This is a genomic window from Streptomyces sp. TE5632 (genome assembly GCF_054061295.1).
The window spans coordinates 3,361,693-3,377,143 of sequence record NZ_JBSSEA010000003.1; the positions used below are offsets into that span (position 1 = coordinate 3,361,693).

Here is a 15,451-nt window from a genome sequence, read left to right on the forward strand (position 1 = left end):
ACCGGGGACCGTGTGACCATCGTTGACATGTCGGAAGCCGCAGCAGCGCCACTCGTCGAGCCGCGGCCGCCGCGCAAGCTCTACCGCAGCGGTGACGGACGCTGGCTCGGTGGTGTGGCGCGGGGGCTCGCCGGACACCTCGGTCTGCCCGTGATCTGGGTACGGCTCGTGTTCGTCGGCCTGTTCATGGCCGACGGCCTCGGCGCGCTGCTGTATGCCGCGTTCTGGTTCTTCGTACCGCTCGGCGTCGGCGGTGTGGACGCGCAGAAGCCGCCCCCGCTGGTCGGGACCGAGACCTCTCCGGACGGCCGGCGCAGACTCGTCACCCGCAGACCGGACAAGGGCCAGATCGTCGCCCTGCTCCTCATGGTCGTCGTGGCCATGGGCTTCGTCGGCAATGTGAACCTGTCCAACGGCGCCAGGGCCTATCTCTGGCCGACCGTGCTGGTCGGCGCGGGCGTCGCCCTGGTCTGGCGGCAGGCCGACAACGCGCGCCGGGCCCGCTGGGTCGAGGTCGGCAGCCGCCGCCGTACGGTCACCCTGCTGCGGGGCGGCGCCGGCGTCCTGCTGGTCACGGCGGGTGTGTCGGGCATCTTCGTCCTGCGGGGCTCCGGCACTCACCTCGCATCGGTGCTTCAGGCGGCCCTCGCGGTCCTCGTCGGGATCACACTCCTCGCCGGCCCCTACCTCGTGCGCATGACCCAGGACCTCTCCGAGGAACGGCTGATGCGCATCCGTGCCCAGGAGCGCGCCGAGGTCGCCGCCCACGTCCACGACTCGGTGCTGCACACCCTCACCCTGATCCAGCGCAACGCCGAGAGCCCGGGGGAGGTGCGCCGCCTCGCCCGCGCCCAGGAGCGCGACCTGCGCAACTGGCTCTACAAGCCCGAGGGCACCGGCAAGGACGAGGACGACGAGCCCACCACTCTCGCCGAGGCCGTGCGGCGCAACGCCGCCGAGGTGGAGGACAAGCACGGCGTCCCCATCGAAGTCGTCGTCGTCGGCGACTGCCCGCTGGACGAGAAGATCGGCCCGCAGATGCAGGCCGCGCGCGAGGCTATGGTGAACGCGGCCAAGTACGGTGGCGAAGGGGGTGCCGTACAGGTCTACGCCGAAGTCGAGGGAAGGACGGTCTTCGTGTCCGTCCGGGACCGCGGCCCCGGCTTCGACCTCGACTCGATACCCGCCGACCGCATGGGTGTCAGAGAATCGATCATCGGCCGCATGGAGCGCAACGGCGGCACGGCGCGGCTGCGCGCGGTGCCGGACGGCGGCACGGAGGTCGAGCTGGAGATGGAGAGGGCGGAGAAAACGTCATGAGCGAGCCCACCGAGCCGAACGGAACGGCGGGACCGGCCGACGGCGCCGGACGTCATGTGCGTGTCGTCCTCGTCGACGACCACCGCATGTTCCGCACGGGCGTCCAGGCCGAGATCGGCCGGACCGAACAGACCGGCGTCGAGGTGATCGGCGAGGCCGCGGACGTCGACCAGGCGGTCACGGTCATCACCGCGACCCGGCCAGAGGTCGTCCTCCTCGACGTGCACCTGCCCGGTGGCGGAGGCGTGGAAGTGCTCCGCCGCTGTGCCCCGTTGATGGGCAACACCGAGCAGCCGGTCCGCTTCCTCGCGCTCTCGGTCTCGGACGCGGCGGAGGACGTGATCGGCGTGATCCGGGGCGGCGCCCGCGGATACGTGACCAAGACGATCACCGGGACCGACCTGGTCGACTCGATCTTCCGGGTCCAGGAGGGCGACGCCGTCTTCTCCCCCCGCCTGGCCGGCTTCGTCCTCGACGCCTTCGCCTCGACCGACGCCCCGCCGGTCGACGAGGACCTCGACCGCCTCACCCAGCGTGAACGCGAAGTGCTGCGACTGATCGCCCGCGGCTACGCGTACAAGGAGATCGCCAAGCAGCTCTTCATCTCCGTGAAGACGGTCGAGTCCCACGTCTCGGCGGTCCTGCGCAAGCTCCAGCTCTCCAACCGCCACGAACTCACCCGCTGGGCGACGGCCCGGCGCCTGGTGTGACCGCCCGGTGGGCACCGCTGCGATCACTCCGTTCCTGACCTGTCACAGCGAAGGCCGAGCGAATCTCGTCGAAGGCTGAGCGCCGAGCGGGTCGGGACCGGACGGGCAGAAACAGGGTGACGTGCTCGCACCGCACATGGCGAGCGCTGTGCACGCCGGTGAACCTGATGTCCGGGCTCCGTGTTCTCCCGCGGTAGGGCCCCCGGAGTTCTACCGCGGATCCCTGCGCATGCACCACGTGCGGGGGCCGAAGCCGGGGAGCAGGACCTCGGCTGTGACCTTGAAACCGAGGCGCTCGTAGAACGTCACGTTCCGCTCGCGGGAGGTTTCCAGGAACGCCGGGCACTCGGCGCGTTCGGCTGCCTTGATGCCGGGGATCAGCACCGCGGTACCAAGGCCCCGCCCCTGGGCTCCGGGGGTGACTCCCACCGTGCTGAGGAACCACGCCGGCTCCTGCGGTCGATACGGAGCAACGGCCTGCTCTGCGGACTCGTAGGCGGCCGTCCGGTCACCGGTGAGATCGCCGAGCAGTGGGCCGATCTCGGCGAACGAGGGCGAGGGGTCCTGGTCAGGAGTGGTCCAGACAGCGACGGCGCGGCCCGCGTCGGCAACCCACACGCGGCCGTACACCATCCCGATGCGGGTCAGGCAGAGTTCTTGGAAACGCCGGATGCGGGCCTCGTGGTTGTCCGCGGCGATCACGTGCCGGGTGAAGGGATAGTCGACGAAGGCCCGGGTGAGGGTGTCGACCGCGGTGGGGACGTCGGCATCGGTGATGGGACGTACGTCAGGGGCGTCCTGGTGCTGTGGCATGCCGATTGAACGATCTTGACGGCAGGCGAATTCCTGGTCAGAGGTCGGGCGGCGAGGCAGGCAGCGGGCGCCGCGTACGAGGCGAGGACGTCACCAAAGACCCGGTCCGTCTGGTCTCACGCGGCTCGGGCGCTCAGCCTTCGCTGTGACGGATCACGCTGGGACCGGTGGGAGGAGGGCTGCATGCTGCTGCGTTTTCGTATGGCGAACGTACAGTCACTGCGCGACGACGCGTGAGTGCCACCTCGAACCAAACCGTCTTGCCGACGCCGGACTTGCGTAGCTCCGCACCCCAGTCGTCCGCCAGCGTTTCCACCAAGGCGAGGCCTCGGCCCGACTCGTCGTCCGGGCAGGCTGTGGCCGGGGACGGGAGCGTGTCGTTCGCGTCGGTAACCGTGATGCGGAGGCGGTCGTCCGTGAGTTCGCAGCGGGCCCGGATCTCGCGGCCGGCCGGGACCTTCGCGTGGCGGTAGGCATTGGTCATCAGCTCGCTCAGGAGGAGTTCCGCAGTGCCCGTCACGTCCTGCGGCAGCTCCCAGGACGCCGCCTGTCCGCGGAACAGCGCGCGTGCCCTGCCCACGCTTCTCGCGTGACGCGGCAGGCGCCACTCGATGTCCCTCGGGGCCGTCGTCGGCAGCGGAAGTCGCGGGCTCTGCATGCGCTGTTCATCCCTTGCGTCGAACTTCTGACGTTTCGTGGGATCACGGTCTCGGCCCGCGCACAGCCTCGCGAGGAGCGACGTGGGTACAGCACGTGGTTGTCCCCACCCTGGACCCGGCGGAGGTGCGTGTGCCGACCGAAGTGAACTCCCAGCCGCCCGTGGCCTGGCGGTACTGCGGAAGCCAGATCAAGGTCCGGGACTCGAAGCTCGGCCCCCGGATCTGCGGTTTGCCGTCGCCGGTGATGCCTGGGCCGCGTTTGTGGCGTACACCCGCACCGGAGCTTGAGATTCGAGGAACGGGCGCTGAGGCTGGAGCGGCGATGTCCAGGGCGCCGTACAGAAGGCTCCGTCGGTCCCCGCGGCCCGTGCCTTGGTCCTAGCCCGCGAAGCCGTCCTGGTTGCCCGCGACCGCCGACGGCCGGCCACAGCCCTGCAGCCGTAGCCGTCGCATCGGGCCGGTGTCGGGCGTGGGGTGGGGGCTGGTTAGGCTCCGGCTCATGGACGTACTCATCCACATATTTGTCGGACTGCACATCATCGGTATCGCCTCGTTGCTCGGTGGGTTCCTCACCCAGATGAAGGCCATGGGGCAGGGAACCGCCCGCTTCGTGCCCGCGATGCTGCACGGCGCGCTGACGATGCTGGTCACCGGTGTGGTCCTGGTCGGGCTCAACGAGGCGCAGAACCATTCCGTCGACCACATCAAGATCGGCGTCAAGCTGGCCCTGCTGATCGTGATCCTCGGCCTGGTCTACGTGAAGCGGGACGACGAGAAGGTGGACAAGGGCCTGTTCGGGCTGGTCGGGTTGCTGACCACGGCGAACATCTTCATCGCCGTGCTCTGGACCTGACAAAGGCCGACAGGGGGCCGGACGTGATCGAGGCCCGCGCGGAGGCCGCCGCGCCGACGGCGACCGTCAGCCAGACGGCCACCGCGACCCACAGCAGCACCCGCCCCAGGCCATCGAGCCACGGGACACCGAGGGCGGCGGACGCGGAGAGCGTCGCCGCCGCCGTCATGCCGAGGGGGAACACGGTCGCCCAGCGCCGTGTGTCGTAGGCCGGCCGCGGTCGGACGGCCTCGGCGGCCAGCAGTACCGCGTACCAGGCCAGGTCGAGCACCAGCAGGGCGACGGTCGTCAGGCGCAGGACACCGAGGTCGTCGTCGTTCCACAGATACAGCCGGGCGCTGTCGGCGGTGAGCAGCTCGGCCCCGGCGAGCGCCGAGATGGCGATGGCACCGCCCGCGAGCCAGTGGTCCCCGGCTCCCTCGAGCACCTGCCGCGCGTCGAAGCGGAACAGGGCGAGCCCGTAGAGCACCAGCCCGGACCAGAACAGCACCAGCGCCACCCGCGCGAGCCAGGCCGCCGACTCGGCGGCGGCGAGCGTGGCGCCCAGGACGGCGAGCCCCTGCGCGGCCACGCAGGCCAGGAACACGGAGCCGGGCATGCGCGGCCGCCAGCGTCGTACGACGAGGACGAGCAGCACCGGCCAGAGCACCGTGGCCAGCGCGAGCAGCGCTCCGGCCAGGGGGTCGTGGCCGAGCGCGGACATCCGCGCGCCGAGCACGGTCGTCGCGGCGACCGCGGTGAGCGAACCCGGAGTCGTTGCCTCCGACACCCACCGCTCCCGTTCCCGCAGCAACCGCAGGACGAACTCCGCCGCCAGCCCCAGCCAGGCGGCGCAGGCGAGCACGAGGAAGACCAGGGAGAGAGGATCTCCCACCCCGCCAGCTGCAGGGCCACGGACACGATGCCGGTCGCCAACACGGCGGAGCCGGACGCCGGGGAACGCTGCGCCCACCAGGCGCGGAAGGGGGAGGGGGTGGGGGCGGGCATGGGGCGATGTTAGAAGAACCCGCCGCGCGCGAGGGCGCGGCAGGCCGTGGGTCGGACCGCGGGTCGGAGCGTGGGTCAGGCCGGGCGGACCACGCTGTGGATCGACGACTCGCCGTCGTAGAAGACCGACTCCTCGCGGACGTAGGTGCCGGGCTTCGGCGCGTGGATCATCATGCCGTTGCCGACGTAGACGCCCACATGCGTGAGGTCGTCGTAGAAGAAGACGAGGTCGCCGGGCTGTGCCTGGGACAGCGGGACCGTGGTTCCGGCGTCGACCTGGTCGTAGGTGGTGCGGGGAAGGGTGACGCCGGCGGCCTTCCAGGCGGCCTGGGTGAGGCCGGAGCAGTCGTAGGAGCCGGGACCGGTGGCGCCCCAGACGTAGGGTTTGCCGATCTGCGCACGGGCGAAGGCGAGGGCCTTCTCGGCCTTGACGGCGTACGAGGAGTCCGCCGAGGCCGACGGGGACGTTGACGGCGGGGCCGACGGGGCGGTCGTCGAGCCGGAGGAGTCGGAGGAGCCGGATGTGCCGACCGTGCCGGAGGCGTCGGACGTGCCGCTCTCCTGCCGGGCCTCCTCCTCGGTCTTCTGCTGCTCCGCCTGCTGCCGGGCGAGCCCGGCGGCCTTGCGGGCGGCCTCTTCCTGCTTCTTCTCCTCGGCCGCCGCGAGCCGCGCCTTCTCCTCGGCGTCCAGCTTCGACAGCAGCTCGCGCGCGGTGCTGAGCTTCTTCTGGACGGTGGCCTTCGCGGTCTTCAGATCGTTCTGCGACTCGGTGAGCGTCTCGAGGCTCTCGGTGGCCTCCTGCCGCTTCTCCATCGTCTCGGACTGCTTGGTGACGTAGTCGTCGACCGCTTCCTTCTGGCGGCCGGTCATCCGGTCCATCAGCTGGTTCTGATCGAAGAAGTCCTGCGGGGAGTCCGCGAGCAGGAAGGTCGCCGTGTCCGGGACGCCCGCGCCGGTCCGGTACTGGGCGGCAGCGAAGGAACCCAGTTTCTCCCGCGCCTCATTGAGCGTCTGGGTGCGCTGGGCCACGTCGTCGAGGAGGGTGTCGACGCGCTTGCGCTGCTTGGTGGTCCTCTCCTTGGCCGCGTTGTACTTCTCGGTCGCCGACTCCGCCTGGCGGTACAGGTCGTCGACCTTCTTCTCGACCTCCTCCAGACTCGGCCGGCCGTCGTCCGAGGGGGCGGCGTCGGCGGTCTGGGACAGCAGGGCGACGGAGGTCAGGGCCGCCGTGGCGAGGGCGGGGGTCCGTTTGCCGGCCCCGCGCGTACCGGGGGTGCTCGACTTGCGGTGCGACGCCAAGGGAGGCGACTCCTTCCAACGTTCCGCCTGCGGGGCGGCGGCAGGGGGTTTCCGGGCCGTCATCGCTCCGGGGAGGGCCAGGGACCGGCTGCCGCGACGGCGGTGACGGACTCGGCGGAGGCCGCTCGGCCCGGCGGGGTTCGCCGGTGGGGGACGCGCGGCCCGCCCGAACCGTAGCCAACTCATGTGGCTCGTGTGAAGGTTGATGGGTGATATGCCCGATACGTTTTCGTGACCTTCTTCGTCACGTCACCCAGGGTGAGACCGCGATGCTGGAGGGTGGGGGCGCGGTGCGGGGCGATGTTCTCGGGGTGGCCACGGCTTGTCGGTGGGGCGGCCTAGACTCGGAGAGCGATGAGCAGCCTCTTTGACGACAGCTTCCTGGCGGACCTCCAGGCCCAGCGGGGCCCTGTGGACGAACCCCCGCCGCCACCCGAGGACGATCATGTGCCGGAGGAGGTTCCGGACGATCTGTTCGGCGGGAAGTTCGACGTGCCGCCGGACCGGGACACCCACTACCGCGACGGTGCCCCGCGCCCGGTGCTGGACCCCACCGCCCTCCTGGAGGGGCTGAACGACAACCAGCGCGCCGCCGTCACGCACTCCGGTTCCCCGCTGCTCATCGTGGCTGGCGCCGGCTCCGGCAAGACCCGGGTGCTCACGCACCGCATCGCGCACCTGCTCGCCGCGCGGAGCGTCCACCCGGGCCAGATCCTCGCGATCACCTTCACCAACAAGGCCGCCGGCGAGATGAAGGAGCGGGTCGAGCAGCTCGTCGGCCCGCGCGCGCACGCGATGTGGGTCATGACGTTCCACAGCGCGTGTGTGCGCATCCTGCGTCGCGAGAGCAAGAAGCTCGGCTTCACGTCGTCGTTCTCCATCTACGACGCGGCCGACTCCAAGCGCCTCATGGCCCTGGTCTGCCGTGACCTGGACCTCGACCCGAAGCGCTATCCGCCCAAGTCCTTCAGTGCCAAGATCAGCAATCTGAAGAACGAGCTGATCGACGAGGAGGACTTCGCCGCGCAGGCGGCCGACGGTTTCGAGAAGACCCTCGCCCAGGCCTACGCGCTCTACCAGTCGCGGCTGCGCGAGGCCAACGCGCTCGACTTCGACGACCTGATCATGACGACGGTCAACCTGCTGCGCGCCTTCCCGGACGTCGCCGAGCACTACCGCCGCCGTTTCCGGCACGTCCTGGTGGACGAGTACCAGGACACCAACCACGCCCAGTACGCACTCGTGCGCGAGCTGGTCGGCACCTCCGAGCACCCCGCCGACGTACAGCCGGGCGCGCACGACCTGCCGCCCGCCGAACTGTGCGTGGTGGGCGACGCCGACCAGTCGATCTACGCCTTCCGCGGCGCGACGATCCGCAACATCCTCCAGTTCGAGGAGGACTACCCGAGCGCGACGACGATCCTGCTCGAGCAGAACTACCGCTCCACGCAGACGATCCTCAGCGCCGCCAACGCCGTCATCGAGCGCAACGAGTCCCGCCGACCCAAGAACCTGTGGACCAACGCGGGCGCCGGCGCGCAGATCACCGGGTACGTCGCCGACACCGAGCACGACGAGGCCCAGTTCGTCTCCGACGAGATAGACCGCCTCACGGACGCGGGCGAGGCCAAGGCCGGGGACGTCGCCGTCTTCTACCGCACCAACGCCCAGTCCCGTGTCTTCGAAGAGATCTTCATCCGGGTCGGCCTGCCCTACAAGGTCGTCGGAGGCGTCCGCTTCTACGAGCGCAAGGAGGTCCGGGACGTCCTGGCCTACCTGCGGGTGCTCGCCAACCCCGAGGACTCGGTGCCGCTGCGCCGCATCCTCAACGTCCCCAAGCGGGGCATCGGCGACCGTGCGGAGGCCATGATCGACGCGCTCTCCCAGCGCGAGAAGATCAGTTTCCCGCAGGCGCTGAGGCGCGTCGACGAGGCGTACGGCATGGCCGCGCGTTCCACCAACGCGGTGAAGCGGTTCAACACGCTGATGGAGGACCTCCGTACGATCGTCGAGTCCGGCGCGGGCCCGGCGACGGTCCTGGAGGCGGTCCTCGAACGCACGGGCTACCTCGCCGAGTTGCAGGCCTCCACCGACCCGCAGGACGAGACCCGGATCGAGAACCTCCAGGAACTCGCCGCCGTCGCCCTGGAGTTCGAGCAGGAGCGGGGGGAGGGCGAGTCGGTCGCGCTGTCCGACTTCCTGGAGCAGGTCGCCCTGGTCGCCGACTCCGACCAGATCCCCGACGAGGACGAGGACGGCTCCGGCGTCATCACCCTGATGACCCTGCACACCGCCAAGGGCCTGGAGTTCCCCGTCGTCTTCCTGACCGGCATGGAGGACGGCGTCTTCCCGCACATGCGCGCCCTCGGCCAGACCAAGGAACTGGAGGAGGAGCGACGCCTGGCGTACGTCGGCATCACGCGCGCGCGTGAGCGGCTGTACCTCACCCGGTCGACGCTGCGCAGCGCCTGGGGGCAGCCCTCGTACAACCCGCCCTCGCGTTTCCTGGAGGAGATCCCGGCCACCCATCTGGAGTGGAAGCGGACGGGTGCGAGCTCCCCGGTGTCCTCCGGACCGGTGTCCGGGGTGGCGGCCTCACTCTCGTCGTCCCGCTCCCGCTCGGCGGCGTCGGGCGCGTCCGGCTTCGCCACACGCCGGGCCGCCGAGAAGCCGGCGGTGTCGCTGGCGGTCGGGGACCGTGTCACGCACGACCAGTTCGGGCTCGGCACCGTCGTCGCGGTGAAGGGCACGGGCGGCAACGCCGAGGCGACGATCGACTTCGGGGACACCAAGCCGAAGCGGCTGCTGCTGCGGTACGCGCCGGTCGAGAAGCTGTAGCCGGGAGCCGGGAGCCGGGAGCCGGGAGCCGGGAGCCGGGAGCCGGGAGCCGGGCCGTCCGGCGTCGGGCGGTGGCCCCCGCTGTCGCCGGGCGGCGGGGGTGGGCTACGTCGGGTCGAGGCCGTGGCTGCGGAACCACGCCAGCGGGTCGATCGCCGAGCCGCCGCCCGGGCGGACCTCGAAGTGGAGATGCGGACCGGTTGAATTGCCCGAGTTCCCGGAGAACGCGATCGGCTGGCCGGCCTTCACCGCCGTACCGGTGGGGACCTGGTAGCTGGAGAGGTGGCAGTACCACGTCTCCGTGCCGTCCATCGCGGTCACGATCATCATGTTGCCGTAGGCGCTGTTGTACTGGGTGCGGACCGTGCCGTCGGTCGCGGCCATCACCGGCGCGCCGTACGAGACGGGGAAGTCGATTCCGCTGTGCACGGACATCCAGTTGATGCCGGACTGGCCGTAGTAGGCGCTGAGGCCGTGCTGCGCGACGGGAAGCGCGAACTTCGGGCGCAGCCGCTCCTTGCGGGCAGCTTCCTCCGCGGCCGCCTTGCGGTCGGCCTCCTGCTGGGCCTTCAGGTCGATGCGTTCCTGGGTGCGGCTGGCCCGGTCGGCGAAGTCGTTGGCTCCGGCGGAGAGACTCTCGAGCTGGGTGTTGAGTTCGTTGTTGACGGTGGCGGGCTGTACCGGCGGCGGGTCCGCCGCGGTCGTCCTGGTCTCCGGGCCGCCGCCGTCCTCGGCCAGATCGCCGACCGAGGCCGCCGCGATACCGGCGACACCCATCACACACACCGAGGGCACGGCCACCGTCAGCAGCGCGGAGCGCTTGGCGGGCGTGCGGCGGCGGGAACGGGACCCGCCGCGTGACGCCGCACGCGGCGCGGGCAGCGGGGTGGGCTCCTCCTGCTCGTCGAGCAGCGGGGCCACCGTGGACGGCTCACCGGCGTCGTCCGGCGTGTCGTGCGCGGACTCGTAGGAATCCTCGTAGCGGACCTCGTGGAGCTCCTGATCGGATTCCTGGGAATCGAAGGCCGGGGAGGGATCGGCGGTGGAGGACCGCAGGCCCGGGTGCTGCTCGAACGTGGCGGTGGCCTGCTGGTCGAACGGTACGGCCTGATGTTCGTAGGAGGGGGTCTTGTAGGACTCGGAGACCTGTGGGGCCGTGCTGCCGTCGGAGTTCCACTGCGTGGCGTCGTAGGCGCCGGTGTCGAAGGTCTGGGTGCCCCAGTACCACTGCTGGGTCGGATCGGCGGTGCTCTGGGTCGGGTCGGCGGTGCTCTGGGTCGGGTCGGGCTGGAGCCAGGCGCCGGCGTCCCACTGACCGCTCGCGTCGGGTGCCGTGGCCTGCGGCGGGACCGTCGGCATCTGCTGCTGCCCGGTGGTCCAGGCGGTCGCGTCGTAGCCGCCCGTGTCATAGGTGGCCTGCTGCTGAGCCGGGTACGCGTCGTGGTACGCGGTGTCGTGGCCGCCCGCGGACCAGTTCCCGGTGGCGTACGAAGCCGGGTCGTGACCGCTTTCCGAGAGGTCTCCGAAGAGGGGGTCGGTGGTGAAGGCAGCGGTGGCCGGGGTGCCGGTTCCGAAGCCCGTGGGGTCGAAACCATCGGTGTCGTAGCCGCTGTACGTGGTGAAGTCGCCGTACTGGGCTTCCTGGGTGCCGTAGGACGCGTAGTGCGCCGAGACGGCGTCGGAAGCCGGGGGCGGGGCCATTGTCCCCGACGGGTGACGGTCGTTCACCAACTTCTCTTTCGCCTCGACAACAGGGGCCGGCAGAGCAGTGCGGCGACTGTACCCGGCGGTACGCGGGCGCGACAATCTTCCGCAGGTTTCGCGCGCGCAGGAAACGGGCATTCGGTTGCGTTTTGGCGGCGGGTATTCACGGTCTTGGCTTTGTGTTCGAAGTCTGTTCGAGATGTGTATGCGTCCACGTCGCCAAGTCGGCCGGACGGAGCGGCTGTTGTTCGGGTGGGGAAGTGCTGCCGTCGCGGTTGTCGAGGAGCGCGCGTTCCGGGCGTGTCGCCCGCTTTTCGTCACGCCACCGTCAGGCCGCCCGCGTGGCCGGTGGACGGCTCTCCGGGGTGTGCCGCGTCCAGGGCCTCCCGTATGCCGGTCGCCACGGCGGGGTGCACGGGCAGGGCGAGGTGGCCGACGCCGCCCACCCGCACGTTCTGCGCGATCAGGTCCTGGTGCTCGATGCAGGCCGATTCCAGCGGGTCCATGACGTGGTCGAGGTCGCTCCAGAAAGCGACGAAGCGGGTGCGGCAGCCGGGCGCGGGGCGGGCGAGCTCCTCGACCACCGGTGAATCGGGACGCATCTGGCGCACGATGGGGTGCGCGTTGGCCAGCGGAGCGACGCGCGTGCCGGAATGCGGAGTGCCGAGTGTGACGAGGGTCCGTACGCGGGCGTCACCGCCCAGGCGCTGCGCGTAGTACCGCGCGATCAGCCCTCCGAGGCTGTGCCCGACGATGTCGACGCGGCTGCTGCCGGTGCGCTCGCACACTTCCTCTATGTGCCGGCCCAGTAGTTCGGCCGCGACGCGGATGTCGCAGGTCAGCGGGGAGTAGTTGAGCGACTCGACCTGTTGCCTGCCGTGCTGGGCGAGACTGCGGCGCAACAGCAGGAACACCGAACGGTTGTCGATGAAGCCGTGCAGCAGTACGACCGGGGGCCGGCACTCCACCGGCAGCTTCGCGGTGCCGTCCGGCGGGGGGAGCTCAGGGGTCGTGTCCCGCCGCTCCTGCACGATGCCGGCGGGATAGAGGAGCATGTGGCCCACCAGGATGGCGAGCTCCAGGGCGGTGGCCTTCAGCAGGGCGGTGGAGAGGCCTGCCAGCCGGCTCGGCACCAGGCGCCGGCAGAGTGGCAGAAAGGGGAGTACTGCCTCCGTGACCTTCATGGCCGACCTCCTGTCGGCACGCGAAGAACAGCTCTGTCCCCCGTGTGCCCTCATGGGGTTCGCTACGAAAAGCGGTCGACGCCGCGCCCGTCAGGAGCTTTGGCTGGTCGCGGCGGTGGAAACGACCTCGTTACGAATCCCTTATACGCATGTTCCCACTGTTGTCCGTGTGTCGCACGGGCAGCGGTGCCCGGCTCGTGAGGCACCGGGACGGTGCGCGGTGAACATGTCTCTCTGTGTGATTTCCCCCTCTGTCCGCACCGTGAAACTGCCGGTTGCGGGATGCTGGGGATAACGTCCGTTCACTCACTTCTCCGGTCCGGTGCGGGCCGGGCGTCTGTACCTTGGCGGCGTATTCGGTGGGCGGCGGAGCCATGCGGCACGTGACGGGTGCGGCATGGCTTGTATGTGCGGTATTTCTCGGTACGGATGGATGTAGTCGCTTCAGGAGGCAGTAATGGGTGTGGCAGCCGGTCCGATCCGCGTGGTGGTGGCCAAGCCGGGGCTCGACGGCCACGATCGTGGGGCCAAGGTGATCGCGCGGGCCCTGCGCGACGCCGGTATGGAGGTCATCTACACCGGGCTCCACCAGACTCCCGAGCAAGTCGTCGACACCGCGATCCAGGAGGACGCCGACGCGATCGGTCTGTCCATCCTCTCCGGTGCGCACAACACGCTCTTCGCGGCGGTGATCGAACTGCTCAGGGAACGGGACGCGGCGGACATCCTGGTCTTCGGCGGGGGGATCATCCCCGAAGCGGACATCGCTCCGCTGAAGGAGAAGGGCGTCGCGGAGATCTTCACCCCGGGGGCGACGACGGCCTCGATCGTGGACTGGGTGCGCGCGACCGTGCGGCATCCCGCGGAGGCGTAGACCCCGGCCCGGGCGGTCCCCGTCGACCGCGCGGACCCCGCTTCGGGACCGACGGTGCGGGCTCCGGCTCCGATGCGGACCGCGCGGCCGGCCCCGCGTTCATCCGCGGGGCCGGTGAGCGGTGGTTGTGGGGAGCCGGGGAGTCAAAGGCGGTCGGGTGGTGCCGGGGTCAGCTCCGCCAGCATCGCGGCGCGCAGCCGCAGTGTGGTGACCAGTCGCTGGAACGCCTCCGACCAGTAGCCACCGGAGCCCGGCGAGGCGTCCTCGGGCTCGTCCGGTACGGCCAGGAGCGCATCGAGGTGGCCTGCCTCCGAGGGGTCGAGGCAGCGCTCGGCCAGGCCCATCACACCGCTGAAACTCCAGGGATAACTCCCCGCGTCCCGGGCGATGTTGAGCGCGTCCACCACGGCCCGGCCGAGCGGTGGTGCCCACGGCACCGCGCACACGCCGAGCAGCTGGAACGCGTCCGGCAGTCCGTGTGTCTCGATGAACCCCGCCACCCACTCGGCTCGTTCGGCCGCGCCCAGCGTGCCGAGCAGCTTGGCCCGTTCGGCCAGGGACACCGCCCCCGGGCCGCCCGCCTCCACCGCGGAGGGCTCGCCGAGCAGTGCCCGCGACCACTCCGCGTCCCGCTGACGCACCGCCGCGCGGCACCATGCCCCGTGCAGTTCGCTCCGCCAGTCGTCCGCCACGGGGAGGGCCACGATCTGCTGGGGGGAACGTCCGCCGAGCCGCCGCGACCAGGTGCCCAGGGGGGCCGCCTCCACCAGCTGCCCCAGCCACCACGACCGTTCGCCCCGGCCCGCGGGAGCTTTGGCCGCCACCCCGTCGCGCTCCATGTCCGCGTCGCACTCGTGCGGCGCCTCGACGGTGAGGGTGGGCGTGTCCCGGGTGTGGTCCACGGCCACGCACACCCCGGCCCGGACCGCCATACGCTCCGCGAGGGCCGAACCGGGCAGCGCCGACAGCAGCTCGGCGGCCGTCGCCCGTACGTTGCGGCTGCGGTCGGCGAGCGCCAGTTCCAGGAACGGCTCGTCGTCCGGCGAGAGGCGGGTGCGCAACGAGTCGAGGAACATCAGCCGGTCCTCGGCCCGCTCCGTCGCCCAGGTCGTCGCGAGGAGTTCGCGTGCGGCGGCGGGACGGCGGGAACGGAGGGCGGCGAGCAGGGCGACCCGTTCCGCGAAGAGGCCCTCCTGCCAGAGCCGCAGGGACGACTCCGTGTTCTCGAGGACCTCGGGCTCCTCGGGAGCCTCAAGGCCCTTGGGGTTCACGGCGTTCACGGTCCCCGGAAGTGACATGCCCCCTCCCGGCGCCGAGCGCAGGGCGAACCGCCAGTCCGGGTTGAGGCGGGCCAGCCACAGAGCGCGCGGCCCCGCGAACCGCAGGGCCGCCGGCCGCAGGTCCGTACGCCCCCGCGCGGCGTCGAGCAGCGCGGGCAGCGCCGGGGCGGGCGCCGCGAAGCCGTGGGCGTTCGCCGCCGCCAGCCACTGGGGCAGCAGCTCCATCAGGTCCGGTGTCGTGCCCCGGCGACCGCCGCCGGAGGTGCCGGGGCGGTCGGCGAGCAGCATCGTGAGCCGGCGGGCGGCGGCGGGCGGCAGCGCGGGGCGCGGGTCCCGGGGCGCCGGTCGCGGACGCTCCGCCGCCCTGGCGGGACGCAGTCCGGCGCGGCGCCGCACGGTCACCACGGCCGCCGCGTCCAGCAGGGCCTTCGGGGCGCCCGCGCCGGGCGCGGCGCCGGCCGGAGTACGCCGGTCCGTCCCCAGCAGCGCCGTGGTGACGAGGTCCTCCCAGGCGCCCGGGAGGGACGGGTCCGCAGAGTGCGGCGCCGACGCGGCCGAGGGTGCGGCCGGTACGGAGGTCCTGCTCATCTGATCTCCTTCGAGGGAAACCCGTCCTTCAGGGGCGATTCGTCGTCGGCCACCCACGGCCCCCGGATGGGGTTGATGTGTGCGAGATGTCCGGTCGGCGAAAAGCAAGCTGACCGGGTCTACCGCCGGGCCGGTGGGATGTCAGGTCCGTGGAGCCGGCGTAAGACCGAGGACTGGTACACCAGTCCTCGCCGTTGGTTCGGGTCGGCTGCTGTCGATGAAGATGAAACAGAAAGATCGACCTGTGAGGGTTGAATCCACCTGCTCGGCAGGGGGAGATGTCAAGAGCTCCCTTTCCGTCGGACCCCGGGGGAGGCCGGAGGCTGGTGGGGCCGGCGAGGT

At 71.0% G+C, this 15,451-nt stretch carries 12 protein-coding genes and 1 pseudogene; 5 read left to right on the forward strand and 8 right to left on the reverse strand.

The features are described 5' to 3' along the window. The first annotated feature begins 27 nt into the window (after positions 1 to 27). A complete protein-coding gene (locus tag ACVW19_RS20650; RefSeq protein ID WP_457460793.1) occupies positions 28 to 1,320 on the forward strand; it encodes an ATP-binding protein in 1,293 nt (430 codons plus the stop codon). Beyond that, positions 1,317 to 2,030, forward strand: coding sequence for a LuxR C-terminal-related transcriptional regulator (locus ACVW19_RS20655; protein ID WP_457460794.1), 714 nt, complete (start codon positions 1,317 to 1,319; stop codon positions 2,028 to 2,030). Before ACVW19_RS20650 ends, ACVW19_RS20655 begins: the two co-directional genes overlap by 4 nt. Before the next feature lie 210 nt (positions 2,031 to 2,240). Here the strand turns inward: ACVW19_RS20655 and ACVW19_RS20660 are convergent, their stop codons facing one another. The 3 genes from ACVW19_RS20660 to ACVW19_RS20670 all read right to left on the reverse strand — a co-directional run bounded on the left by ACVW19_RS20660 (position 2,241) and on the right by ACVW19_RS20670 (position 4,003). Then, the gene (locus ACVW19_RS20660; RefSeq protein ID WP_457460795.1) at positions 2,241 to 2,843 is read right to left on the reverse strand and encodes a GNAT family N-acetyltransferase; all 603 of its coding nucleotides are present in this window, start codon (positions 2,841 to 2,843) and stop codon (positions 2,241 to 2,243) included. 133 nt (positions 2,844 to 2,976) lie between these two features. Continuing rightward, positions 2,977 to 3,423 (reverse strand): ATP-binding protein, encoded by a 447-nt coding sequence (locus tag ACVW19_RS20665; protein ID WP_457460796.1) that lies wholly within the window; start codon positions 3,421 to 3,423, stop codon positions 2,977 to 2,979. Between the two features lie 457 nt (positions 3,424 to 3,880). Then, positions 3,881 to 4,003, reverse strand: a complete 123-nt coding sequence (locus ACVW19_RS20670) for a hypothetical protein (RefSeq protein ID WP_457460797.1) — start codon at positions 4,001 to 4,003, stop codon at positions 3,881 to 3,883. Between ACVW19_RS20670 and ACVW19_RS20675 the strand changes: the two genes are divergently transcribed. After that, entirely contained in the window at positions 4,002 to 4,355 is a 354-nt protein-coding gene (locus tag ACVW19_RS20675; RefSeq protein ID WP_109377742.1) for a hypothetical protein, read from the forward strand. The two genes, ACVW19_RS20670 and ACVW19_RS20675, sit on opposite strands and share 2 nt — an antisense overlap. Here the strand turns inward: ACVW19_RS20675 and ACVW19_RS20680 are convergent. Then, positions 4,333 to 5,342: pseudogene (locus ACVW19_RS20680) on the reverse strand (tellurite resistance/C4-dicarboxylate transporter family protein). The gene ACVW19_RS20675 and the pseudogene ACVW19_RS20680 sit on opposite strands and share 23 nt — an antisense overlap. 75 nt (positions 5,343 to 5,417) lie before the next feature. Beyond that, positions 5,418 to 6,641: an NlpC/P60 family protein gene (locus ACVW19_RS20685; protein ID WP_457460798.1), complete on the reverse strand. Its 1,224-nt coding sequence runs from the start codon at positions 6,639 to 6,641 to the stop codon at positions 5,418 to 5,420. A gap of 354 nt (positions 6,642 to 6,995) precedes the next feature. On the opposite strand from ACVW19_RS20685, the gene pcrA reads away from it, so the two are divergent. Continuing rightward, a complete protein-coding gene (pcrA, locus tag ACVW19_RS20690; RefSeq protein WP_457460799.1) occupies positions 6,996 to 9,479 on the forward strand; it encodes a DNA helicase PcrA in 2,484 nt (827 codons plus the stop codon). 105 nt (positions 9,480 to 9,584) lie between these two features. Here the strand turns inward: pcrA and ACVW19_RS20695 are convergent, their stop codons facing one another. Both ACVW19_RS20695 and ACVW19_RS20700 read right to left on the reverse strand, forming a co-directional pair. Continuing rightward, positions 9,585 to 11,321: a peptidoglycan DD-metalloendopeptidase family protein gene (locus ACVW19_RS20695; protein ID WP_457460800.1), complete on the reverse strand. Its 1,737-nt coding sequence runs from the start codon at positions 11,319 to 11,321 to the stop codon at positions 9,585 to 9,587. Between the two features lie 179 nt (positions 11,322 to 11,500). Further along, complete coding sequence (locus ACVW19_RS20700) at positions 11,501 to 12,367, reverse strand: esterase/lipase family protein (protein WP_457460801.1); 867 nt, start codon at positions 12,365 to 12,367, stop codon at positions 11,501 to 11,503. Between the two features lie 457 nt (positions 12,368 to 12,824). On the opposite strand from ACVW19_RS20700, the gene ACVW19_RS20705 reads away from it, so the two are divergent. Further along, positions 12,825 to 13,241 carry a cobalamin B12-binding domain-containing protein gene (locus tag ACVW19_RS20705; RefSeq protein ID WP_457460802.1) on the forward strand — a complete coding sequence of 139 codons (417 nt, stop codon included), beginning with the start codon at positions 12,825 to 12,827 and terminating at the stop codon, positions 13,239 to 13,241. 143 nt (positions 13,242 to 13,384) lie between these two features. Here the strand turns inward: ACVW19_RS20705 and ACVW19_RS20710 are convergent, their stop codons facing one another. Continuing rightward, positions 13,385 to 15,109: a DUF5691 domain-containing protein gene (locus ACVW19_RS20710; RefSeq protein ID WP_457460803.1), complete on the reverse strand. Its 1,725-nt coding sequence runs from the start codon at positions 15,107 to 15,109 to the stop codon at positions 13,385 to 13,387. Between the last annotated feature and the right edge of the window lie 342 nt (positions 15,110 to 15,451).